We start from the raw sequence: 23,043 nt of genomic DNA on the forward strand, positions 1-23,043 counted from the left end.
TTCAATGCCTTTTTTATTAAATAACGAAACGATTATTTTTGATTATCAATAGCTTCGTTAATTTTGTATTGGAAATAAATAACGTTAAAGAAAAACGTTAAAATACCACCTAAATGAACTGGTTCATTGCTACCTTCATTAATTAACTCTTTAATCGATGTACGAAGAGAGAAAATTAATACAATGGCAACAACAAACGAAATCAGTGACACAATACCACCAATTTCAGGTGAAACTCCTGCAAAAGACAACACAATATTCACAATGTACAAAGCAACATAGCCATAAACTAAGCCTTGGCTTATCTGGTTTTCTGCTAATGCATTGGCTTTATTAGTTCGGCTCACTAACCAATAAACACTATAGATACCAAATGTGAAAAGGCATAAAAAGAACACGCCCCAAGCAGAGAAGCGGTCAAAGTTTAAAATAGGTTTATTACCACCGTTGTTTTGCTGAGTAAGCTCAGCTTCTGGTGCTTCATAGATGTTAGCTGATTCTTCAGACATAACGATTCCTCATAATTATTTTTTATATTCCTTTGTGCTGATAGCACGCATCGATAATAACAGTGAGGTTGCTTTTTGTACATCATTTCAACAGCCTAGAAAGTAAAGCTTTGTAACATAAAGGCCAGTATAAATAAGCCTTATAGAGGTTATAGCATGAGTGAAGTTTTAAAGCTTGCTGAAATTATGTACACTGCCGCTGATTTTTATGAGGTGCTGTGTGTTATTTATCTTTTTGAGTTGTGTATTTATTTTGGTGATGTATTTAGAGTCTCTGTCTAAAGGAATGCCGGTAAAGCGCTGGATGCTGTTAGGCGGTGTGCTTGGGCCTGTTGCTTGGTGTTTATTTAACATGCACTACCGCCGCGCATTTGTGCGTCACGTTGGCCATCAATCGTGTGGCTGGCGACCTTAAGCTTTTGCTGTTTTTAGTAGGCTAGGCGCAGATTTATCGAGTTGCTTTTGTAAGAAGGCGGTAAATTCTGGCTGTGATAGTGGCTTTGAGTAATAGTAACCTTGTACCGTCTGACATTTTAACTGCTCTAACATCATGACTTGTTCGGCTTGTTCAACGCCTTCTGCAACCACATGTAAATCAAGGTTATGAGCAATGGTTACAATCGAGTCGACCATATTCCGGCCACGTTCTGTTTGCATGTCGTCAATAAAGGCTTTATCAACTTTCAAAGTATTAAGCGGGAACTGTTTTAGATAAGCTAACGATGAGTAGCCTGTACCAAAGTCATCCATTGCAAGGTGAATACCTCGGGCACTGAGTGAGCGCATGACAGAAATAGCTTCGTTTGGGTCGTCCATAACCGTACCTTCGGTGATCTCAAGTTCAAGGAAGTAAGAGGGCAGTTCATTCTTTTGCAAAATCACATCAATACGGGTGGTTAAATCGGGCAAGCTGAACTGTTTAGCGGATAAGTTCACTGCAACACGACCGTTGAATAACCCTTGGTCAATCCACGCCTTTACATCGCGGCATGCTTTGTTTAAAACAACTTCACCAATTTCGATAATTTGCCCAGTTTCTTCAGCAATAGGAATAAACACACCTGGACTAATTACACCTTTTTTCGGGGTAATGAAGCGTACCAAGGCTTCCATACCATCTAGTTTACCTGTACGAATATTCATTTTTGGCTGGTAGTACACTTCAAAGTGGTCTTCTTTTAGACCGTAACGCATTAAATTTTCGATTTGTAAGCGTTTAACCGCTTCACGGTTCATTGTGTCGTTGAAAAACAGATAGCTATTACCTTTTTTCTTAGCGTGATACATGGCTGTATCCGCATTTTTAAGTAATAACTCGGGGGTATTACCATCTTCAGGAAACAGCACAATACCGACACTTGAGGTGATCACCAGTTCATGGCCTGCCATATTAAAAGGTGTAGCAATTGCGGCTAAAAAGAGTTTAGCCATGCGAGTGATAGTATGAATATCGTTGGTGCCCGACATTACGAGCGCAAACTCATCCCCGCCAAGACGGTAAAACACATCTTTTTCGCGGGTTAACTTATTCAAGCGCATCGCAAGCTTAGACAATAAGCTATCACCAAGTTGGTGACCCAGAGAGTCGTTAATCTTCTTAAAGTTATCTAGGTCAAACACTAACAAAGCGTGATGATTATCTTGCTTAGCGAGCTTTTTCAGATTGGTGAAAAACAAGTTTCGGTTAGGTAAGCCCGTTGTACGGTCACGGTTTGATAAGTTATGTAATTGTGATTCCGCTTTTTTACGCTCAGTTTCATCTGAAAAAACAACTACGTAGTTACATATTTGATTGTGCTCATTTTTGATTTCATCAATTGAAATTTCAATTGGTAACAGCTGTCTTTTCGCATTGCGAAGTTTTACCTCTTGCTGCCAGTGTTCTGTCGCTTTTACGGTGGCTTTAATTTCATCTACATAGCTTTGGTCATAGCCATTTAAGGTAAAATCTTTCTTTAAGTATTGCTCTCGTGTACCACCAAATAGTGTTAAAAAACTTGGGTTTAAGTCAACCAATTTGAAGTTTTTATCGTAAATAGCGATGGCGTCAGTTAGCGACTCAACGCATTTAGCGAATAGGTTTAAACGTGCTTCTGTTGATTTCAGCTGAGAAATATCTCTTACAGTGCCAGTCATACGCAAAGGGTTGAGGTTTGCGTCTTTTTCGATGATCTTGCCGCGATCTAGTACCCAGTGCCAACGACCAAAGCTGTCTTTAATGCGGTAACTCGCTTCAAAAAAAGCGGTATGCTCGGCGAAGTGTTTTTTAAGGGCTGTTTCGACGTGTTGTAAGTCGTGTGGGTGAATTAATTCGCGATTAGGGGGAAAGCCGCTGCTACTATTTGTATCTGAAGTGTATTTATCATTAATTCGTAGCACCTCGCCGGTTTTAATATTCCAGTCCCAGAGGGTGTCACCACTACCTTCTACGGTACTTTTTAAACGATGTTCTGAGATACGAAGTTGCTGTCGAGAGCGTTTTAGTTTAAAAATTATGAATAATAAGTATGGCAATAACAGCATCATGATAGCACTTGGAATAAGCAACAATGTGCTCTGTTCAAGCTCTATGGGGCTGGCGGATGCAGAAAAAACCCCAGCCATACTTATTGTTAAAAAAGCAGAAATCATTTTTATTATTTTTGTCATTAATGCATTACTTTAATTCGCAACAATTAATCTAATCTAAGCTCGCGTTCGAGTCAAAGAGAATGCGAAGAAAGGGTTTTTTTTGGCTGTTTTTTGGCCTTTGGCTCACTTAAAAGTTCTATTCTTGGCCTGTTTTCACTAAAGGTTTCGGTAATATACTGCTGCATTTGAGCAAGGCTTAACTTATCAAGTGCCTCTAAAAGCTGCCGTTGCATATTAAATTCAGTATCGCGATTACCGATTGCCAACCATAAACGTTGCGAGCGTAAGCGTAAATTTTTATCTTTTTCAGCAATATGTGTGACAAGACCCGCTTTGGTATCTAACCATTGCTGCTCAGAAATGCTGTTTACTTGTGATACATAATTATTAATAAATTGCTGGTGACGCTGAAGTATCTCATCAGCACTGTGCTTAGGTGACTGTACATAAAATGCGATACCCGCCCGGGTATTAAACGGAGCATAGCCTGCGCCAACTAAATAGCCGAGTTGTTGCTTTGTTCTTAGCTCATTAAAGTAATCTTGATTTATTAAATGGTTAAGTACCATCATTTGCACTTTTTCTCTGGTGTCATCCGTTTGTGCTTGATAGTACAGTACCATTGCATGATCGCTGCAATTTAACATGAAGCGCTGTTGACCTACTTCGGTTATATCGTTTAGTGGTCGCGTTAAATCAATAATTGTGGTGCTGCCAGCTAAGTGCTCAGTCACTTGTTTTTGGAACTTAAGCGCATCAGAGCGTTGCCAGTTACCATGTAAAAAAGACTCAACGTGCAAGGCTTTAAAAAACTCATTTCTAAAGCAATTAAACTGATGGAAGCTCGTATCTTTTAAAGCTTGTGCTAAGGCATTCGGCTCTGGGTTCCAAGGCATAATTTGCGCACCCAAAATACTAAATAGCTCACTAACAGGTTTGTTCTGATTGCTGTTTCGCCAGTGTCTAACTAGCTGCTTTTTGTACTCAGCAAAGCGTTTTGCGCAGATTTCAACATTAAATAGCGCTTCCAATAACTCATTAACTAGCTCCAACTGACTCGATGAAAGACCGGCAGTGTGTAGAGTTAACCCGCCTTGGTGAGAGGTTAAGTGATAACTAAGGCCAGCAAGCTCAGCCGGATAAAACTGCTCAGCTACACTGTCCATAAACAAGTCTGCAAATAAGCGGGTAAGGGCCATGTGCTTAACATCTTTAATCGCAAAGGTTGAGTCCATCGCTAAGTAAAAATGCCCTTTTGCCACTCTGAAAGTCGCATCTTGTTTAAACCAAAAATCAAAGCCCTCTCTTTTGACTAAAAGCTCTGGTGATTTAGTTGGCTTTTCTAAAGGCAATAACTCAACCTCTTTGGTGAGGTATGGGTTAGCACTTGGTAAGCACATCTGTGGTAATGGCGTGTTTATTTCGCTTAGCGCTTCTAACCAACTTGTTGAAATGTCCTCTACTTTATAAGGGGTGTTGTACCAAGCTGTAGTGTGCTCAGGCTCAACACCTGGATGAATGAGTACCAAGCGCATGTTATCAGGTGTTAGCCATTGCATGGCAATTTCATGAGCGCAGCGGTTAAAGCCTTCCATTAAATAATCGCCTTGCACATAATTGGCTTCATCGTAATGCTGCATATTAATGCTTAAGTTACTCACCCAATCAATTAAACGTGCTTTTTCTTGGTTATCAAAGGCAATTTGCAAGAGGTTCTTTTTGTCTTGATAAAGACGCGGCAATTTATCGCAGTTTTGGTTAATTAAGCAGATATACTCAAACACCATTTCGACGATATCTTCATAGTATTCAATACCTTCATCAGTCAACGCCATACTGATATTAAAATCTTTGAAGTTACTGCCATTAATGCCACCACCTGCTGAGAGGGCATTGATCCAGCCTTGCTCTTTTAGAATAGAGTACAGCGATCCTTTGCCTTCGTATCCAAGTAAGTGAGCGATAAAACTAACGGTTTTGTGACGATAAAAGTCATCTATATTTGGCATCGCAAAGCTAATAATGAGCTTTTGCATATGTTTATGTGGCTCAATGTGTAACACCTTACCTAAGTCTTGTTTACGGTAAAGTGGCTGCTCTATAATCTCTTTACTTTTTGGCTGACCTTTTATTTCGCTAAATAACTGTTTTACCCAGGTGGTCATGGTCGCAATATCTTCATTGCTGCAGACCACCAGTGTCATCCACTGAGCCTGATAATGACTATCGAAGAAAGCACGTAGCTCATCACTGATGCAGCCCTCACGATCCGCGAGGGTTTGCTGGTTACCAACCGAAAACTTTGCAAAAGGGTGTGCTGGGTTCACCGTTTCTTTGTGAGCCTGATAAATTCGTCGGCCATCATCTTTTATTTTTAGTTTGAATTCTGCGTCTATGGCATTGCGTTCTTTTGTAGTCTCTTTAGGATTTAGTAGTGGTGCGATAAAAAAACGACTGAACTGTGCTAGTGCTTCAGCAAACTGCTGGCTGTTTATATCAAAGAAGTAGCAAGTGTGCTCAGTGCCAGTCCAGGCGTTGGTGTTGCCACCAGATTGTGATACAAAATTAGAAAAACCGCCCGATTCTGGGTACAAATCAGTGCCTAAAAAAAGCATGTGCTCTAAAAAGTGCGCAAGGCCTTGTCTGTCAAGAGGATCGTCGAAATGGCCTGCGTTAATTGCCATAGAAGCCGCTGATTTTGTTGACTCTAAGTCTTGCACTAAAAGTACTTTTAGACCATTGTCCAGTGTTAGGGGTTGATATGTTCTGTTATCATTGCGGCTGATATTCAAAAGATGCTCCTGAAAGAGTGCGTTAATGTCCTAACAACAGATGATATTTTCAGGAAAGCTAAAAAGACAGAGCTACGAAAATCTACCTGAATATCATAAGCGGATGTTTAATGTATCTAGTGATGATATTCTAATATAGCGAACAATCAAGCAAACTGGCTACTGTTTTATATTCTTTAATCGGTTGATTTTTTATGAAAACAATCTTAATCATGCGCCATGGCGAAGCTACGCCAATGCAAGCAGATGATGCAGCAAGACAACTGACCGAGACCGGTCACCAAGAAGCTAGTCGAATGGGGCAATGGTTAGCAACACATCATAAACCAGATGCTCTGTTGGTAAGTCCTTACATTCGCGCACAACAAACAGCTGCCGATGCTACGCAACATATTTCGTTACAATTTAATGAAACCTGTAACGACATTACCCCTGATGGTGTGCCGCAAGTTGCCGCTGATTACCTCGAAACCTTGATTGCTATGCATCCAGACTGCAATACCTGGTTGGTCGTTGCTCATATGCCTATTGTTAGCTATTTAGTTGATCAGTTAAGTCCAGGCCATATGCCTATTTTCAATACCGGGGCGATTGCTGTTATCGAATATGATGAACACAAACAGCGCAGTCACTACCTTAGTATTCACTCGCCAAATAACGTCGAAATCTAACAGTGGATTTGCTAAATTAGCGCTACTGTTAATTTTTTAAGCTATTACTATGACTATCGAACGTTTACAAACCGGTGCGCGTATGAGCCGTATCGTTAAGCATAACGGCACAGTTTACTTATGCGGCCAAGTTTGTGCTGATGCCGAAAAAGATATCACCGAACAAACTCAAACCATGCTGGATAAGGTCGAAGCGCTACTTATTGAAGCAGGTAGTAGCAAAGAGCACATGCTAAGCGCCACAATCTACTTGAAAAGCATGGAATACTTTGCACAGATGAACGCTGTTTGGGATGCATGGGTACCACAGGGTCATGCGCCTGCTCGCGCTTGTGTTGAGGCAAAAATGGCGCGTGACGCACTACTTGTAGAGATTTCTGTCGTTGCAGCAGTTAAGTAACGAGCAGCGTATCGCGCAGCTGATTGCTCGCTTTAATGAGCAATCAGGCCGCACAGTGACTGAACTACCAAGTTGGCATTTTTGTGACAATGAGCAAGATGCTAATGAATGCGCATTACTGGTTTTAAATGGCGTAAAACAAGCCACAACCCCTTCACTTTATTGGTTTAAAGCCAATAATGAAGCCCTTCCTGAAGTTGGTGATTTAGCCATTTTTACCAATTGGCAGGGGCAGCCCCTCGGTATTATTGAAACCGTCTCTGTAACTATTACCCCATATAATCAAATAAGCGCCGATTACGCCGCATTAGAAGGTGAGGGCGACAAAAGCCTTGAGTACTGGCAGCATGTGCATTGGGATTATTATCAGCGAGAGCTCGCAGGTACAGGCTATCAATGTCACCCTGAGATGCCGTTGGTGTGTGAGCAGTTTAGGTTAGTTTTCAAGGAGTCAGAATGAATACGAATCCAGTGGTTCTTATTACCGGAGGCGGCCGCGGTATAGGGGCAGCGACAGCAAAACTGTTTGCTAAACATGGTTATGATGTGTGTATTAACTATAAGTCAGATCACGCAAGTGCAGCGCAGGTCGCTGATGAGATAAAAGCGCTTGGCGTGAATGCCTATTTGTTGCAAGCTGATATAGCCGATGAGCAGCAAGTGCTCGCCATGTTCGCTAAATTAGATACTCAGGTTTCGCGGTTAGATGTGTTAGTTAATAACGCAGCGATGATGATGCCACAAATGCCGTTATTAGAGATGGATGCTAAGCGTATCAACGCTATTTTAAGCTGTAATGTTACTGGCGCCTTTCTGTGCGCGCGAAGCAATAAAGCGTATGGACAAAGGCAGTATTGTGAATGTTTCATCGGGTGCTTCACGCACAGGTTCACCAAATGAATATTTAGATTATGCCGCATCAAAAGGAGCGCTTGATACCTTCACGATAGGCCTTGCTAAAGAAGTCGCGAGTAAAGGTATTCGGGTTAATAGGGTAAGACCAGGCCTTATTTATACCGATATGCACCGCGATGGCGGTGAAGCAAACCGAGTTGATAGGTTAAAATCTAAGTTGCCGCTAGGGCGCGGTGGTGAAGCAGAAGAGGTCGCCTCAGCGATTTACTTTTTGGCAAGTGAGCAAGCCTCATTCACAACAGGCAGTTTTATCGATGTATCAGGCGGGCTTTAAGTCGTTAAGTTAAAAAGCTTTACACACACGATTGCGGCCTTGCTGCTTTGCTTCATACAACGCTCTATCAGCATCAGCTACAATGCTCTCAAGTTTTTCAGCTCTTTGTGCTTGAGTAACTCCGAAACTTGCCGTCACCTTTAATGATTGACTATTTACGGTAAATAAATTTAACTCAATGTCTTTTCTAATCTTTTCAGCTAACTGGCTCGCAACCGATAGACTTGTGTTAGGCATCAAAATAATAAATTCTTCACCTCCCCAACGGCTAGCAACATCTTGCTCTCCTAGGTTGCTTCTGAGTATTTTTGCTACCTCTTTAATAACCTTATCTCCGGTATTATGGCCATACAGATCATTAATGTTCTTAAAATGATCAATATCAACCATGATTAAAGCGAGGCTATTCTCTTTTTCGGTGTGTTCTTCAAACCAGTGGTTTATTTTGTCTCTATTCGCCAGTTTTGTGAGTGGATCTATGTTTATTCTCGCCTCAATACTTTTACGCTGATAAGCAAATGCAGCATAAATAAACAATAATAAGAAAAACAAAATTGCAGCCAATTGAGCGCTGTGACTGAAAAATGCATAGTTAATTTCTGCTTGTCTTTTAGCCATAGGCGATATTAAAAAAACTCGCCAATCTAGCTGGGGCAAGTTGAATTGCGTAACAACATGATCATCCTGTTCTATTTGGATAATGATACTGCTCAAATTCTCCATGTTGGCCAGCTCTTGTGCCGCATTTTTGAACCAACTAAGTTCATTTAAGTTAACAATATCAGTAAACTGTGCTTGAAAGTCTCGATGAGATGAAAGCACCACCTCGTCAACGTTATTGACAAAAAGTAAGTCGTAGCCATGTGTAGCTTTATATTGTTGAAAAGCTTCCCAAAATGACTGAAGACTTTTACCTACACCTATAAAGCCTAAAAAGTTGCCTTGCTCAGAATAAACTTTGATATCTACGTATAAATGTACGTTCTCGCGGTTTCCTAAGATAGCAACGGTATCGCCTTGCATTGCTTTTACTTTTGGATACCACTCGATATTCTCTTTTTGTAAATCAATCGTTGTGCCATCAGAATTAAATTGCATTTGTTGTTGCTCACTTGCTACAAAAACGAGCATATTTAAATTTTCCTGAAGCTGTTCTAAGTGGTTTAGAATGGCGGCTTGGTCTAGTTCACTATCAGTAAGTAAGTTACTTAAGCTTCCTGTGCTCGCTAAGGCTTGGGCAGTATGAACAGGCTTGTAGAGTTCTTCGACAACCAATGAAAAAACAGGGGCAATAGACTGTTGTTGTAAGCGACTTTGTTCAGCCACTATATTACTTATAGTGAGATAAGATGCGTAACCTATGACGAAAATGATGCAAATTAAAATGCTATATAAGTTTCGTTGATGCCGTAAAATCGTTTTCACTGAAAGCCTTTCTAAAGTGGTGCTTATAAATTTGTGATTAGTTAAAAGACGATGTTGTGCAATTATAAGTCAAGTTCATTATAGCGAATATATTAAATACTGCTTTTTCAATATTTTTAGTAATGACTTCTAGCTAGAGTAACACGTTTAACCAAGCACTAAAGCTCACTACACTCAATACTGTTGAAAGCACGACGCTACTTGCCAGTGTCGCTTGGTGTTGCTTAATTTGATTGGCGATTAGATAAGCGTTGACCCCTAAAGGAGAGGCGCTTAAAAGTACTAACACGTTCAGTAATGATTGCTCTAGGTTGAATACGCTGCCTGCAAAAAAGTAGACCCCGCACGGTAACACTAAAAGCTTGATGATGGTTGCAATGAGTGATGCTTGTAAGTTGTCGGCCACTTTATAAAATGCAAGGTTTGCCCCTAATACAAATAACGCACAGGCAATGGCAGGTTTCGCAAGTAGACTCAGGCCATTTGCAAAATCATCAAAAAGTGTAAAGCCAAGTAGGTTAACAGCCAAGCCGCTACTGATGCTTAACACGACTGGATTGAGCAGCATGTTTTTAGCAAATGCTCGCCAAGAGAATGTTTGCTTCGATTTAGCGCTGAGCAAAAAGGTGAGGGTAAACAAAAGTGCGCTATGAAAAGTGATGATCATAAATACAATACCGACCATCTGTTGCCCAAGTGCTGCAATAATAATAGGCAAACCTACCAGTACCGTATTTGAGTAACTACTGCCAAGGGCAAATACAGCATGACGTGACGGCGCAGATTGCTTGCTAATGAGGTAGCGGTCAATCACATAGCCGAGGGCGTAAATGGCCAATACCGGGATGTAAAAACTCAAAAAGCCTGCAATAGATACACTATTTTGTAAATCGGCTTGGGCCATATTTAAAAATAGAAAAGCAGGCACGCTAATGTAAAAAGTAAACTTACTTAACCCTGCAATATGCTCTTTCGATAAAAACGTGCTTCGCGAGCTGATGTAACCACTTAACACGATAAAAATCAGTGGAAAGATAATCGATAAAATATGCACTTTAGGCCTTATGACAAGAAGACGTTAGCGTCTGAACTCATCACTTTGTGGAAGATTAATTAAAATAAGTACAGCACCTTTACCACCAAATTCAAGAGGCGCTTGGTGCATAGCAATCACATCAGGGTGTTGAACTAAATATTGCGGTACCTTGTGTTTAAGTATGCGCTCACCAATGCCATGCACAACACAAGCGCAATAGTAATGCTGTTTTTTACACTCATGAATTAAACCCGCCAACTCATCTTTGGCTAATTCTTTATTTAAGCCATGTAAATCAAGGGTTAACTCAGGTGGGTAATCTCCACGGCGAAGTTGCTTTGCTAAAAAGCTATCGTGACCTGGTTTGACATAACTTACGGTGCCATGAGTGTCGATGTCTGGTACATATTCATCAGAAAAGAAAAATTCTGCCTGATGTTGCTTTTTTTGCTGGGAAAATTGCTTCGCTTGTGACACTTTAGGCTTATTGGTGAATCGAATAGTGTCTTGTTTAAATGCTTTGGCACCACTGATACTCTGACGAAATAAGTCAATATCGTCAGTGCTAATGTGGTTGTTGGCGTGGGGATCTTTTTTCATGGCGGCAGTCTAAACAAAAAAACGCTAAAAATCGAGTAAAAACCAACTGAAAAGACGGTACAATACGCGTCAGAACAGACTTTGAAAGTTAAGGAACATACATGAACCATTTCCAGATAGAAGACGCAATTTTAGACGAGGCAATTGCAGAACTTTCAACGTTGCATGATTGGTTACGTTGGACAACCAGTCAATTTGCCAGCAGTGGTATTTTCTTTGGGCACGGCACAGATAATGCGTGGGATGAAGCAGTTAGCTTACTATTACCAGCACTAAGCTTGCCAATCGATGCGCCAAAAGAGCTTATGCATGCGCGTTTAACCAGCACCGAGAAAAACCGCTTAGCTGAACTAATTGCAGAGCGTATTAATGATTGTACGCCAGTACCGTACCTGACCAACACCGCGTGGTTTGCAGGTATGCCGTTTTATGTTGATGAGCGCGTGTTAATTCCACGCTCGCCATTTGCTGAGCTAATTAACAATCGCTTTGCACCTTGGTTAGAAGAGCCAAGCTCAGTAACGCGCATTCTTGATTTATGCACCGGCTCTGCATGTATTGCTATTGCACTTGCGCAAGCATTTGAAGATGCACAGGTTGATGCGGTTGATATTTCATATGAAGCGCTCGAAGTTGCTGATATTAATATTAGCGATTACATGCTAAATGACCGTGTACTGCCAATTCAGTCAGACGTGTTTAGTGGTGTTCCGGGTCAAAAATATGACCTGATCGTAGCTAATCCACCGTATGTTGATGCTGAAGATATGGCTGATTTACCTCGTGAATTCCATCACGAGCCAGAGCTTGGTTTAGCATCAGGGCATGATGGTCTTGATGTTACTCGCACCATCCTAGCTGAAGCCGCTGAGCATCTAACTGATAACGGTTTGTTATTTGTCGAAGTTGGTAACTCTATGGTACATATGGAAGAGCTGTACCCGGGCGCTCCGTTTGAGTGGGTTGAATTCGAACAAGGTGGACTTGGCGTGTTTGTGATCAGCAAACAACAGCTTGTTAACTATTTCGCAGATTAACAGCAGATTTTAAAAGCCGAGCCTGAGGGCTCGGTCTCAGTAGTCATTAGGAATGAGGAAAATTAATGGCAGGTAATAGCATCGGGCAACTATTTAAAGTGTCCACCTTTGGTGAGAGCCACGGCGTTGCATTAGGCGGCGTTGTTGATGGCACACCAGCAGGTCTTGAGATTAGCGAGGCCGATTTACAAATTGATTTAGACCGTCGCAAGCCGGGGCAAAGTCGATATACAACACAGCGCCGCGAAAGTGACGAAGTAAAAATTCTTTCAGGTGTGTTCGAAGGTAAAACCACTGGTACTAGCATTGGTTTACTGATTGAAAACACCGATCAACGTTCAAAAGATTACGGCAAAATTGCCGATGTATTTCGCCCAGGTCATGGTGATTATACCTATTGGCATAAGTACGGTATCCGTGATTACCGAGGTGGTGGTCGCTCTTCTGCCCGTGAAACGGCGATTCGTGTAGCGGCGGGTGCAATTGCAAAAAAATACCTAAAACAATTTCACGATATTGAAGTGCGTGCTTGTTTGAGCCAGCTTGGACCAATTAAAGCTGAAGATTACAACTGGGATGAAGTGGAAAACAATGCATTTTTCTTTCCTGATCCGAGTAAATTAGATGCGCTTGATGAATATATGCGCGACCTAAAAAAACAAGGTGATTCGGTAGGCGCTAAAGTTAAAGTGGTTGCTAAAAATGTGCCTGTTGGTCTTGGTGAGCCAGTATTTGATCGCCTAGATGCAGAGCTTGCACACTCATTAATGAGTATTAATGCGGTAAAAGGCGTTGAGATTGGTGATGGCTTTGATGTGGTTGAGCAAAAGGGCTCTGAACACCGTGATGAGTTAACTCCAGACGGGTTTACATCAAATCACGCGGGCGGTGTACTTGCAGGTATCTCGACAGGGCAAGATATCATTGCCTCTATCGCACTTAAGCCAACTTCAAGCATTACCATACCGGGTAACAGCATTAATACCAGCAACGAAGCGGTAGAGATGATCACCAAAGGACGTCATGATCCCTGTGTAGGTATTCGTGCAATTCCTATTGCTGAGGCGATGATGGCGATTACTTTAATGGATCACTTATTGCGCCAACGTGGTCAAAACCCACATGTAAGTCACGAACATGGACCAATCAAAGGTTCGATTGATTAACTTAGTTTGATTTAGCAAAGAACTATAAACTTAAAACGCGGCTTGATTTGCCGCGTTTTTGATTGCAGAAGGTCAATAAAGAAACTTAAATACGATCAATTGCCTGCTTTGCTACCATGTATAGCTTTTTGATCATTAAACCTAATACCCAACGAATAAATTGAGCGGTAAGCTCTTTGACTTCATACGATGCTTTACCAACAAACGCGAGCATATGGCCAATTAACCCTTTTAACTCTTCTGTAAGCTCGACAAATTTAACCACTGATTCATATAGGCAGCGGGCTAAAATATCATAAAAAGTTAACCCGACAGTTAAACCTGCCTGTGCAGAGATGAAGGCGTATTGTCCTGTTTTCTTTAAAAAAGTAATTAAGCCATTGGTAATTACTCGCTGCCAGTTAAGCGAGAATCTAACATTAAAGCGCTGTTCATACTTTAATACAGTATGGTTGTAGTGAAGGGGTTTAATTGAGCTTTCCATGCTGGCGTAGTCTTGATAGGCGGCAACAGTATTAGCGTAACCAGGAGTATCACCTTCCATAGAATGAGCTGCAATATTAAAAAAAGCCCCCTCATTCATTGCCGTTTGATATTCGCTAGATGTATGGCTAAAAGGCCAAGCAGGCACGCATGGGACGGGGTCTGCGCCATGTGTAACGCGATACTGGCCAATATTATGCGCGGCAGAATGTACGGAGTGGTTCAATACAACCCGCGGCGCACCAAAGGTATATAAATTTACAGGAATGCCTTTTTCACTTGCCCAAATTGCCGTGAGTTGTGCGATTGCACCACCAAGGCTATGCCCAACAAGGTGCAAGCACTTAGGTTTATGACTTTTTACATAAGCCTCAAACATGGGCTTCATACTGGTAAATGCTTTTTCGAAACCAGAGTGTACCTCTAAGTTTTTAGGTCCATGGGTAATGGCTACATTTAAATTGGTTAGCCAATCAGAACAGGAGGTAAAAACAGTTCCGCGGATACCTATAATATGATGGCCTTTAAATTGGGGGGATGCACCTTCTGCTGTTAAGGCAAACCCAGTACTGCGATTTAGAAGTTGGTTAATTAAGCCACCACTGACGCCTTTGATTTGATTGCTGGTGATTTTGAAACTGCTGTCAAAGTTTTGCCCGAACTCTTCTTTAAAAGATGTAGATTTTCTTATGTCGTATACTCTACTAGCTATTAAAGCAGCTATATTAGGTGGTAGAACTGTTTTGACTTTTTCCATGTCAATCTTCCTTATATTTCAGTTAAATCTGTTAGGTCATAATTATTTATTCGGTATTGTTTACCATTCTTTAAAAGCTTATAGGGTAGAAAATCTTCTTCCCATCTACAGATGCTTTGAGCTACGAAGTTACGGTGCTTATTTTTTTGATTTTTGAACTCAAATACAACATGAGGAGCGGTCATCTGGCAGTTCAAGAATGACAACTTCTTGCTGTACTCTGGAATTTCATCAATCCCAGACTGAGTTGCAACCCATAAAGGAGTTAGCTCATTATCTCTTTCAATAAAAATTTCTTGAGAAACACGATGCTCAGCAATCAATTTATTAGGTATTGAAGATAAAATTGTTTTCTTAGGAAAGTGAAAGCACCCGTTTTCATCGGTTATTGCAGTGTCGCGATGAACTTTTTCATCTATGTAGATTAATGAGCGAATTATCTCTAAGTTAGCAACAGGTTGACCATTTTCAGTCACAATACCATTGACTTCTGGGCTTAAAAATACTTCTTTTTTCTTTCTGAACCAGCTAAACATATCGTCTCCTTGACCTATAGCTGTGGAAATAATTACACACGTAGAGAGAGCTAGAATAATGTGGGTAATTTTGTTTGTAATTGATTTTTTCATAAGCAATCCGTGCGTATTTAGGGAACACTAATAGATTGAAAAACAGATGTAAAGTTGATTGTTTCTTTTTTATGCCTGTTAGAATTTTAATAAGGGGAGTAGGCTGTGTTTGCTATCAGTCCTACAAGCTGCTTAAGCTGTTCATGACTGAGAGGGTTGTGGGCATGATTACCGTATAGCAGGACGATATCAATAACAGGCAGTACCGGAAGTGAGTTATCGCTGATCTCTTCCACACCCGATTGCATGCTTATTCGCGCCATACTGCCAATTGCCAGTCCCTGTTTAATCAAGCCATGTAACGCTCCCGCTGAGCCACAACAGGCAATAATATTAAAACGACGATCGGCCTTTAATAGACCCTCAATACTGGCTTGGTGAAACTTACAGTCTCGTTGAAACAAGGCGATTGGAAGTGGGGTTGAATCGTTAATCTCAAAAGCAGGGCTTTTCACCCACACGCCTTGGCTTGATTGCAATAAGTAGCCTTCTTCACTGTCTGGCGAGCGAGTGGCAATCACCAAATCGAGCATACCTTGGTCTAGTTTGGCTCTAAGCTCAGTACTTGGGGCGCAGCTTATTTGTAAATCCAGTGCATTAAACTGTTGGTGTAAAGCATCAACAAGCTCTGGTAGTAAAGAGTGGGCATAATCGTCAGGGCAGCCAATGCGCACACGTAAATTGCCAGTGCCTGCTTTTAATTGCTTAAAGGCTTCATCATGAAGCGCTATTAATTGCTTTGCATAGCTTGCTAGCTGGTGGCCTTGATGGGTTAGCACCAGTTGACGACCTTGCTTTTCAAATAGCGGACTTGCGAGGTCTTGTTCAAGCTTTTTCATCTGCATACTTACTGCAGATTGGGTTCTGCAAATTTGTGCTGCAGCGCGTGTGAAGCTGCCTGTATCAACAAAGGCACAAAAAGTTCTGAGGGCATCAATATCCATAATGTATCAGCTTTTCTTATAGGTAGCATAAAAACAATTGGCGAGTAATTACCCAATTGCTGTTTTATAGTGAGCCTAATCTAAACGTTAAAGGAAGCACAATGCAATTATTTATTGGCAATAAAAACTACTCAACTTGGTCATTGCGAGCGTGGTATTTACTGAGTAAATTCAATGTTTCTTTTACAGAGCAACAATTAGTTTTAGACACGCCTGAGTTTTATGAAGCATTAAAAAGTAAGTTTCCCGTGCAAAAAGTGCCGGCCCTTATTGATGCTGAGTTAATCGTGTGGGATTCACTCGCTATTTGTGAATACATCAATGATGCTTATCTAAATGGTGCTGCTTGGCCTAGTGAAATAGCCCAAAGAGCAAAAGCACGCAGTTTAGCGGCTGAGATGCACTCTGGTTTTGCTGCACTTCGTAATGAAATGCCAATGAATATTCGCGCTAACAGGCATGTTGAATTATCAGAGCAAGCTAAAAAAGACATTGCCCGTATCGATGAGATATTTTCGGCTCAACAGCAAAGGTATCCTAATGCGTGGTTATTTGGCGAATTCTCTATTGTTGATGCAATGTTTGCACCTGTGGTACTGCGCTTTAAAACGTATCAGGTTACGCTTTCGCGTGCTGCACAAGCTTATTGTCAGCATGTATTTGCGTGTCCAGTCATGCAAACCTGGATTCGAGAAGCGTTAAAAGAAACCGATATAGTCAAGTCTGATGAGGCCGGCGAGAATGCTTGGTAAAAAAATAAAGAGTATTTTATTAATGCTTTGTAACTAATCCCTGCTTTTTAATGGCTAATTTGAGGTATTTTTATACAAAATGACTAGTTTAATTAATGAACTATCATTCTATAATAGGGGAATAGCTCTTTATTTGAACATTCCTCTGTTACTCATTTCATTAGGCACGTATTTATGGGCGCATTTGCTGCAAAGTTATTAAACAAAGATCTGACAATAAAGCGCTTTGCTTGCCAGTTTAATTCATTGCAGGTCGAGCAAATATTTTTGCAAAGCAAATTTAAACAGGATAGAAGGGTCGCGCAGTTTTTATGTTTTACAGTTGCATTGGTCACAACATTAGTTACGTTCTTTGATGAATTGATTATTCAAGCTGAATTTTGGCCTAACATTGCTTTGATAGGTCGAACCGTTATTGTTTCTATTTGTATTATCGGTGGAATAGGGCTTAGTTTTGTAAAGAGCTTAAAACAATTTAAGTACATCACAGTTTTGTTTATGGCTTTTTTATCTCTAAGTATGCAATCAATGGCGTATACCTATGAGCGTACTTACATACTGCACCTTTTTTTCGATGTAATAATTTTGATTACTTTCTATTTTTCAACTTTGGTATCATTTAGGTTGTCAGCTTTTCTTGGCCTTTCATATAGTGTAGTTGCCTTGTTAGTGATTTTTTTTACCAAGGATATTAATAGCCATACTTCATATATGGTCATATTAGCGCATGTAGCTGTAAATTTAACTGGTATGATCATGTCAGCCCATCAGCACCTAATGCGCCGCGAACTTTTTGTTCGAAATACGCAACTAGGTCAATTAGCGCAAGAAATGCAGAGCCAAGCATTTAAAGATGCACTGACTCAATTACCGAATAGAAGAGCCTTTGATAATAGTTATGAAGACTATCAACGGATAACTAAGCAACAGCAGCAAAAAATGAAGCAAGTGTGCGTTATTTTGGCTGATATTGATTATTTTAAACAGGTCAATGATAACCATGGTCATGAAGTTGGCGATGGCATACTTGAGCTTTTTTCTACTTTCTTAACTCAGTCATTACGCACTTCCGATGATGTTTATCGTTTTGGTGGTGAAGAATTTGTTATTGTTTTACCGCTTTGTTCGGTGTCTGATGCTGCAAAAATAATCGAAAATATGATCACCAAGCTTAATACTGAACCATTTGAAGTTGGAGAGCTTTCATTATTAATTAGAGCTAGCTTTGGTTTAACAGTAATGCGAGAGGAGCAGCAAAAATCAGTGATAGCTAGAGCTGATGCTGCACTCTACGAAGCAAAAGGTAGTGGTAGAAATCAGTTAGTAGTAAAAATTTAACGAGTCTAGATTATTTGGTTTATGTGTAAGTTTAGCAAAATGTATTAGATTTATTTATATCTGGATAATTATTTAGAGCTAGCAGGGAGTCGCACATTGTTTTCACAGAATGAAAGAAGATTTAAAATTTCAATACGCGTAAGTGTGTTATTAATATTTGCACTAGCGAGCTTGCTAACTGGAATTGTGGCGATCAGTCTGCACTATTATTTCAGTGAAAAATTAGTCCTTCAAACCAAAACCGAACAATTCAAATCAACCAGCCAACAAATAGCTGACCACATCACTCGAATTAATCAGCGGGTAGATAATACATTAAGTGTTATGATCCACGATAACAGACTGTTTTCAGAGAACTTTGATGAAAATAATTCTTTGCGAAATATTCTAATAGAAGTATTAAACAAACACCCAGACTTTCATTCATTATTGTTAGGGTATGCTAATGGTGACTTCATCGAAGTTGTGAATTTACGTGGTCATGCTCAATTACCAAAACCTAACGATCTTAGAGCTGAAGATAGATGGCTTATTTTTAAGGTGTTAGGGCAGGGTGAGTCTCGTCATCAAACTACATATTATTTAGATGAAAACCTATCATTAAATAGGAAATACAAACAAACCCCAGATTACGACCCTCGAAAGCGGTTATGGTTTAACGATGCAAAAGTTGGCACAGTTACCAAAACTCGACAGTATATTTTTAATCTACTAAAGATACCTGGTTATACGTACACAATAAAATCTGAACAAACGGGAGGAGTGCTCGCTATTGATGTTGCAAGTTCTAGCTTGAGTGCATTTTTAATTAAACAACAGCAAAAAATGCAGTTTCTAGTTTCTTCCGAAATGTACGTTTATCGTGGAGATGGAGAAATAATTGCTAAAAGTAAAACACAAGGTCATCATCACTCGTTTGATGACTTATCCAAGATAATCAAAACAAATGAGCAAACCATAGGACTCGCTAATGAACAACATCAATTTGGTAAAATGCTAAGTGTGAATGAGGATGGTGTTGAGAAATATATGTTTGTATTGCAACTGCCACTCAGTAGTGAAATGCAATCTGATGAAATTGATTATTTTGCGGTTCTTGTGGCTAAAAACGATGTGCTAGCAATTATTAAAGAAAAGATTCAGATCTCAATATTAGTTACAGGGTTATGTTTGCTTTTGCTGCTGCCTGTCTCTTGGTTTTTTGCCTCTTCAATCGTTAACCCAATACTTAAATTAGTGGGTGAGAATAAAAAAATTCAACAGCGTGACTACAATGAGGTTTCAACGCTTTCGAGTCATATTTTAGAAATTCATTATTTAGCTAGTTCGATGGTTGATATGAGTCGCTCGATTGAGCAACATGAAAACTCACAAAAAGCGTTGATGGAGTCGTTTGTAGAGCTTATAGCGCAAGCCATTGATGATAAATCGCCATATACGGCAGGGCATTGTGAGCGGGTGCCTGAGTTGGGTATTTGGCTTGCTGATGCAGCATCAGGTTCAACAGATGAGGCGTTTTCTGAGTTCAGTTTTAAAACCCCGGATGAGCGACGAGAATTCCGCTTAGCAGCGTGGCTACATGACTGCGGTAAAATCACTACACCAGAGCATATTGTTGATAAAGGCACTAAGCTCGAAACCATTTATAACCGTATTCATGAGGTACGCACCCGATTTGAAGTGCTACTACGTGATGCAAAAATTACCTACTATGAGCAACTATTAGCGCATCCAGAGCAGCAATCTGTGCTTAAACAAAAGCTTGAGCAACAAACAGAGAAGTTACACGCAGACTTTAGCTTCATTGCCGCTTGTAATGTTGGTGGTGAGTTTATGGATGAAGCGCAGTTGTCTCGTTTACATGAGGTTGCTAGCATCAAGTGGCAGCGTCATTTTGACGCAAGTTTAGGTTTATCGCCCCTTGAAGAAATGCGTATGGCTGATTTGAAAAATCAGCATTTACCTGTTGAAGAGTCACTCCTGAGCGATAAGCCAAGTGATTTAATTCCACACGAAAAAGCCGTTGAGTACCCAGAAAGTTTAGGCATTAACATGGCAATTCCTGAGTATAAATATAACCTTGGTGAAGTGTATAACTTATCTGTGGCACGAGGCACGTTAACAGCGGAAGACCGATTTAAGATCAATGAGCATGTGATCAGCACAATTCGTATGCTAGGTAGTGTGCCATTCCCGAAAGAATTAGCGAAAGTTCCGCGCTATGCTTCTACTCATCACGAAACTTTAAAAGGGACAGGCTATCCGCGAAAATTAACCGCTGAGCAGTTATCAATACCCGAACGTGTGTTAGTACTTGCTGATATCTTCGAAGCATTAACCGCGGCCGATAGGCCTTATAAAAAAGCCAAGCCACTCAGTGTTGCCATTGATATTTTAGCCAAGATGGTAGCCGATCAGCATGTTGATGAAGATGTATTCAAATTATTCTTAACATCAGGTATTTACCTAAAGTATGCAAAACGCTATTTAAACCCAGAGCAAATCGATGATGTTGATATCGCAAAATACCTGTAACTGAGGGCGGTTGCTTTTACTTTGGAGTGAAAAGTCCGTACAATTCGCCTCGTTTTTAGTGACGCTTTTAACGAGATGAATTCAAGCCGTATGCATCAGATTGCTGACTTAATCGCTATTTTTGAAAACACCTTTTATCAAAGCCATAACACGCGTTTGATAAAGGGTGATGATGAACCAATTTACCTGCCTGCTGATGAGCAAACGCCTTATCACCAAATTGTGTTTGCCCACGGCTTTTATGCCAGCGCCTTACACGAAATTGCCCATTGGCTGGTGGCTGGTGAGGCACGTCGGTTAAAAGAAGATTATGGCTATTGGTATTGCCCAGATGGTCGTGATAAGCACCAGCAAGCTGAATTTGAAGCAGTTGAAGTAAAGCCCCAAGCTATTGAATGGGCGCTCAGTACTGCAGCAGGTTTCGATTTTAATGTATCGGTTGATAATTTAAATGGCGAGCAAACCTGCCGATTCGATTTTCAAGCGCGCGTTCACCAGCAAGTGTTGAGCTTTTTAGCATCTGGTTTTAACCAGCGCACGACAGCACTGCTTAAAGCATTGAGTGATTTCTATAAAACCCCATGGCCACTAACGGCTGCACAGTTTACGTGGCAGCGCGATTTTCATGGCAACCCAGGAGCTTTATCTGATGCAGTTTAAATTAGGCTTGATTGTAAATCCGGTTGCCGGCTTAGGTGGCAGTGTCGCACTAAAGGGCAGTGATGGCGCAGATACCGCCGCAAAAGCAATGCAACTTGGTGCTGAGCCAAAAGCAAACTTACGTACCCGAGCGGCACTTGAAGTGCTGCTTGCCCATCAAGATGATTTAACCATTTACACTGTAAACGGTGAAATGGGCGAGCAAACGGCAAAGCAGCTAGGCTTTCAAAGCCACGTTATTTACCAAACAAACGATATCACCACCCCAGATGACACAGAGCAGGCTGCCAAGCTATTAGTTGAGCAAGGTGTCGACCTAATTTTATTTGCAGGTGGCGATGGTACTGCCCGCAATGTTTGTCATGCGGTTGGCGATAGCACTCCTGTATTAGGTATTCCTGCAGGCTGCAAAATTCATTCTGGGGTTTATGCTATTACCCCAAAAGCAGCTGGGCGTGTTGTTGAGATGCTAGTTAAAGGTGAACTTGTCAGCCTTGGCGATGCTGATGTGATGGATATCGACGAAGAAGCATTTCGCGAAGGCACGGTAAAAGCTAAGCGCTATGGTGAAATGCAAGTGCCGAGTGAAGTACGTTATGTACAGGCAGTTAAAAATGGCGGTAAAGAAACCGATGAATTAGTGCTTGCCGATATAGCTGCCTATGTTGTTAGTGAAATGGATGAAGACTGCTTATATGTGATGGGCAGTGGTTCTACAGTCGCGGCAATTATGGAAGAAATGGGTCTTGAAAATACCTTGCTAGGTGTAGACTTAGTGGCAGACCAAGAGCTTATCGCGCAGGATTTAACTGCTCAGCAATTACTTGAGCTCACACAAGGTAAAGAAACCAAATTGGTGATCACCTTAATTGGTGGCCAAGGCCATATCTTCGGCCGAGGTAATCAGCAATTAAGCCCTGCACTTATTCGTGCTATTGGCCGCGACAACATTATTGTTGTAGCCACTAAAACTAAATTACAGGCCTTGAATGGCCGACCACTGATTGCCGATACGGGTGACAGTGAGTTAGACGATGAATTAAGTGGTTATATTCGCGTAACCACAGGTTTCAATGACCATATTATGTATGCAGTGGGTCATCAAGATGGGCTGCACCCAGAGGAGAAGTAACAATGAGTTTAGTAAGTTATATTGATGCAGCGCAGCAATATTTTGATGATTTAGTTGATAAAGCAACAGACGACGAGCTATTTGCTGGTGGCTATTTACGTGGTCACTTTGACTTAGCAGTAGGCTATGCACAAGTAGAAGAATTAAACTTATCGATTGATGAGTTAAACAATCAAGTTGAATCTAGCCTAGTTAAAGCTTACCGCAACGGTGAGCTAAACGAAGAAGATAAAGAGCTTGTTGTGCGCCTATGGGATGAAGTGAAAGCACTTGCAGCTTAATCTAATTAAATAAAACTCTGTAAAGCGACCTGTGTCGCTTTTTTTACATTATCACTTTACCTTTATCAGGTAATTT

20 protein-coding genes and 2 pseudogenes are annotated in these 23,043 nt (G+C 40.8%); 13 read left to right on the forward strand and 9 right to left on the reverse strand.

From position 1 onward, the window contains the following. Window positions 1-32: 32 nt before the first annotated feature. Window positions 33-509 (reverse strand): DUF4234 domain-containing protein, encoded by a 477-nt coding sequence (locus tag CWC02_RS19525; RefSeq protein WP_138599010.1) that lies wholly within the window; start codon window positions 507-509, stop codon window positions 33-35. A gap of 208 nt (window positions 510-717) precedes the next feature. Here CWC02_RS19525 and CWC02_RS19530 point away from each other — a divergent pair, with 208 nt between their 5' ends. Then, window positions 718-924, forward strand: a complete 207-nt coding sequence (locus CWC02_RS19530; RefSeq protein WP_228482643.1) for a hypothetical protein — start codon at window positions 718-720, stop codon at window positions 922-924. Here CWC02_RS19530 and CWC02_RS19535 read toward each other — a convergent pair. Both CWC02_RS19535 and CWC02_RS19540 read right to left on the reverse strand, forming a co-directional pair. Then, window positions 921-3,035, reverse strand: coding sequence for a sensor domain-containing protein (locus CWC02_RS19535; protein ID WP_371352126.1), 2,115 nt, complete (start codon window positions 3,033-3,035; stop codon window positions 921-923). The genes CWC02_RS19530 and CWC02_RS19535 overlap by 4 nt on opposite strands. A gap of 176 nt (window positions 3,036-3,211) precedes the next feature. After that, window positions 3,212-5,932: an insulinase family protein gene (locus CWC02_RS19540; protein WP_138619847.1), complete on the reverse strand. Its 2,721-nt coding sequence runs from the start codon at window positions 5,930-5,932 to the stop codon at window positions 3,212-3,214. Between the two features lie 194 nt (window positions 5,933-6,126). Here CWC02_RS19540 and sixA point away from each other — a divergent pair, with 194 nt between their 5' ends. The 4 genes and pseudogenes from sixA to CWC02_RS19560 all read left to right on the forward strand — a co-directional run bounded on the left by sixA (window position 6,127) and on the right by CWC02_RS19560 (window position 8,192). Then, window positions 6,127-6,603, forward strand: a complete 477-nt coding sequence (gene sixA / locus CWC02_RS19545) for a phosphohistidine phosphatase SixA (RefSeq protein ID WP_054553202.1) — start codon at window positions 6,127-6,129, stop codon at window positions 6,601-6,603. 49 nt (window positions 6,604-6,652) lie between these two features. Continuing rightward, on the forward strand, window positions 6,653-7,003 hold the full coding sequence (locus CWC02_RS19550; protein ID WP_054562122.1) for a RidA family protein: 351 nt from the start codon (window positions 6,653-6,655) through the stop codon (window positions 7,001-7,003). Further along, window positions 6,987-7,463, forward strand: a complete 477-nt coding sequence (locus CWC02_RS19555; RefSeq protein ID WP_171043877.1) for an ASCH domain-containing protein — start codon at window positions 6,987-6,989, stop codon at window positions 7,461-7,463. The genes CWC02_RS19550 and CWC02_RS19555 overlap by 17 nt, the downstream gene beginning before the upstream one ends. Beyond that, window positions 7,460-8,192 (forward strand): annotated as a pseudogene (locus CWC02_RS19560) (SDR family oxidoreductase). Before CWC02_RS19555 ends, CWC02_RS19560 begins: the two are co-directional and overlap by 4 nt. 9 nt (window positions 8,193-8,201) lie before the next feature. Here CWC02_RS19560 and CWC02_RS19565 read toward each other — a convergent pair. The 3 genes from CWC02_RS19565 to smrB all read right to left on the reverse strand — a co-directional run bounded on the left by CWC02_RS19565 (window position 8,202) and on the right by smrB (window position 11,253). Further along, a complete protein-coding gene (locus tag CWC02_RS19565) occupies window positions 8,202-9,518 on the reverse strand; it encodes a sensor domain-containing diguanylate cyclase (protein ID WP_138619849.1) in 1,317 nt (438 codons plus the stop codon). Window positions 9,519-9,750: 232 nt separating this feature from the next. Further along, window positions 9,751-10,671: an AEC family transporter gene (locus CWC02_RS19570; RefSeq protein WP_138619850.1), complete on the reverse strand. Its 921-nt coding sequence runs from the start codon at window positions 10,669-10,671 to the stop codon at window positions 9,751-9,753. Between the two features lie 24 nt (window positions 10,672-10,695). Next, a complete protein-coding gene (gene smrB / locus CWC02_RS19575; RefSeq protein WP_054553197.1) occupies window positions 10,696-11,253 on the reverse strand; it encodes an endonuclease SmrB in 558 nt (185 codons plus the stop codon). A gap of 101 nt (window positions 11,254-11,354) precedes the next feature. Between smrB and prmB the strand changes: the two genes are divergently transcribed. Both prmB and aroC read left to right on the forward strand, forming a co-directional pair. After that, window positions 11,355-12,290 (forward strand): 50S ribosomal protein L3 N(5)-glutamine methyltransferase, encoded by a 936-nt coding sequence (prmB, locus tag CWC02_RS19580; protein ID WP_054553196.1) that lies wholly within the window; start codon window positions 11,355-11,357, stop codon window positions 12,288-12,290. A 65-nt stretch (window positions 12,291-12,355) separates the two neighbouring features. Next, a complete protein-coding gene (gene aroC, locus CWC02_RS19585; protein WP_138619851.1) occupies window positions 12,356-13,456 on the forward strand; it encodes a chorismate synthase in 1,101 nt (366 codons plus the stop codon). Between the two features lie 85 nt (window positions 13,457-13,541). Here the strand turns inward: aroC and CWC02_RS19590 are convergent, their stop codons facing one another. The 3 genes from CWC02_RS19590 to CWC02_RS19600 form a co-directional block, all read right to left on the reverse strand. Continuing rightward, window positions 13,542-14,696 (reverse strand): lipase family protein, encoded by a 1,155-nt coding sequence (locus CWC02_RS19590; protein WP_138619852.1) that lies wholly within the window; start codon window positions 14,694-14,696, stop codon window positions 13,542-13,544. Window positions 14,697-14,707: 11 nt separating this feature from the next. Then, a complete protein-coding gene (locus CWC02_RS19595; RefSeq protein ID WP_138619853.1) occupies window positions 14,708-15,325 on the reverse strand; it encodes a DUF6795 domain-containing protein in 618 nt (205 codons plus the stop codon). 86 nt (window positions 15,326-15,411) lie between these two features. Next, entirely contained in the window at window positions 15,412-16,269 is an 858-nt protein-coding gene (locus tag CWC02_RS19600; RefSeq protein WP_138619854.1) for a LysR family transcriptional regulator, read from the reverse strand. Between the two features lie 101 nt (window positions 16,270-16,370). On the opposite strand from CWC02_RS19600, the gene CWC02_RS19605 reads away from it, so the two are divergent. The 6 genes and pseudogenes from CWC02_RS19605 to CWC02_RS19630 all read left to right on the forward strand — a co-directional run bounded on the left by CWC02_RS19605 (window position 16,371) and on the right by CWC02_RS19630 (window position 22,967). Continuing rightward, the gene (locus tag CWC02_RS19605; protein WP_138619855.1) at window positions 16,371-17,021 is read left to right on the forward strand and encodes a glutathione S-transferase family protein; all 651 of its coding nucleotides are present in this window, start codon (window positions 16,371-16,373) and stop codon (window positions 17,019-17,021) included. 174 nt (window positions 17,022-17,195) lie between these two features. Continuing rightward, window positions 17,196-18,359 carry a GGDEF domain-containing protein gene (locus CWC02_RS19610; protein WP_138619856.1) on the forward strand — a complete coding sequence of 388 codons (1,164 nt, stop codon included), beginning with the start codon at window positions 17,196-17,198 and terminating at the stop codon, window positions 18,357-18,359. A gap of 927 nt (window positions 18,360-19,286) precedes the next feature. Further along, a pseudogene (locus CWC02_RS19615) lies at window positions 19,287-20,894 on the forward strand (HD-GYP domain-containing protein); the annotation flags it as partial. 90 nt (window positions 20,895-20,984) lie between these two features. Beyond that, window positions 20,985-21,554, forward strand: a complete 570-nt coding sequence (locus CWC02_RS19620; RefSeq protein WP_138598995.1) for an elongation factor P hydroxylase — start codon at window positions 20,985-20,987, stop codon at window positions 21,552-21,554. Next, window positions 21,544-22,686: an ATP-NAD kinase family protein gene (locus CWC02_RS19625; RefSeq protein WP_138598994.1), complete on the forward strand. Its 1,143-nt coding sequence runs from the start codon at window positions 21,544-21,546 to the stop codon at window positions 22,684-22,686. Before CWC02_RS19620 ends, CWC02_RS19625 begins: the two co-directional genes overlap by 11 nt. Window positions 22,687-22,688: 2 nt before the next feature. Beyond that, window positions 22,689-22,967, forward strand: a complete 279-nt coding sequence (locus CWC02_RS19630; RefSeq protein WP_054553188.1) for a YfcL family protein — start codon at window positions 22,689-22,691, stop codon at window positions 22,965-22,967. Window positions 22,968-23,043 lie beyond the last annotated feature (76 nt).

This window comes from Pseudoalteromonas sp. S2721 (assembly GCF_005887425.1).
Lineage (GTDB): Bacteria > Pseudomonadota > Gammaproteobacteria > Enterobacterales > Alteromonadaceae > Pseudoalteromonas > Pseudoalteromonas simplex.

What these genes read in the sequence shown, in the direction of transcription:
- CWC02_RS19525 (WP_138599010.1), bottom strand. Translation starts at nt 509, where the DNA reads ATGTCTGAAGAATCAGCTAACATCTATGAAGCACCAGAAGCTGAGCTT.
- CWC02_RS19530 (WP_228482643.1), top strand. Translation starts at nt 718, where the DNA reads ATGAGGTGCTGTGTGTTATTTATCTTTTTGAGTTGTGTATTTATTTTG.
- CWC02_RS19535 (WP_371352126.1), bottom strand. Translation starts at nt 3,035, where the DNA reads ATGATGCTGTTATTGCCATACTTATTATTCATAATTTTTAAACTAAAA.
- sixA (WP_054553202.1), top strand. Translation starts at nt 6,127, where the DNA reads ATGAAAACAATCTTAATCATGCGCCATGGCGAAGCTACGCCAATGCAA.
- CWC02_RS19550 (WP_054562122.1), top strand. Translation starts at nt 6,653, where the DNA reads ATGACTATCGAACGTTTACAAACCGGTGCGCGTATGAGCCGTATCGTT.
- smrB (WP_054553197.1), bottom strand. Translation starts at nt 11,253, where the DNA reads ATGAAAAAAGATCCCCACGCCAACAACCACATTAGCACTGACGATATT.
- prmB (WP_054553196.1), top strand. Translation starts at nt 11,355, where the DNA reads ATGAACCATTTCCAGATAGAAGACGCAATTTTAGACGAGGCAATTGCA.
- aroC (WP_138619851.1), top strand. Translation starts at nt 12,356, where the DNA reads ATGGCAGGTAATAGCATCGGGCAACTATTTAAAGTGTCCACCTTTGGT.
- CWC02_RS19590 (WP_138619852.1), bottom strand. Translation starts at nt 14,696, where the DNA reads ATGGAAAAAGTCAAAACAGTTCTACCACCTAATATAGCTGCTTTAATA.
- CWC02_RS19595 (WP_138619853.1), bottom strand. Translation starts at nt 15,325, where the DNA reads ATGAAAAAATCAATTACAAACAAAATTACCCACATTATTCTAGCTCTC.
- CWC02_RS19600 (WP_138619854.1), bottom strand. Translation starts at nt 16,269, where the DNA reads ATGGATATTGATGCCCTCAGAACTTTTTGTGCCTTTGTTGATACAGGC.
- CWC02_RS19605 (WP_138619855.1), top strand. Translation starts at nt 16,371, where the DNA reads ATGCAATTATTTATTGGCAATAAAAACTACTCAACTTGGTCATTGCGA.
- CWC02_RS19610 (WP_138619856.1), top strand. Translation starts at nt 17,196, where the DNA reads ATGGGCGCATTTGCTGCAAAGTTATTAAACAAAGATCTGACAATAAAG.
- CWC02_RS19620 (WP_138598995.1), top strand. Translation starts at nt 20,985, where the DNA reads ATGCATCAGATTGCTGACTTAATCGCTATTTTTGAAAACACCTTTTAT.
- CWC02_RS19625 (WP_138598994.1), top strand. Translation starts at nt 21,544, where the DNA reads ATGCAGTTTAAATTAGGCTTGATTGTAAATCCGGTTGCCGGCTTAGGT.
- CWC02_RS19630 (WP_054553188.1), top strand. Translation starts at nt 22,689, where the DNA reads ATGAGTTTAGTAAGTTATATTGATGCAGCGCAGCAATATTTTGATGAT.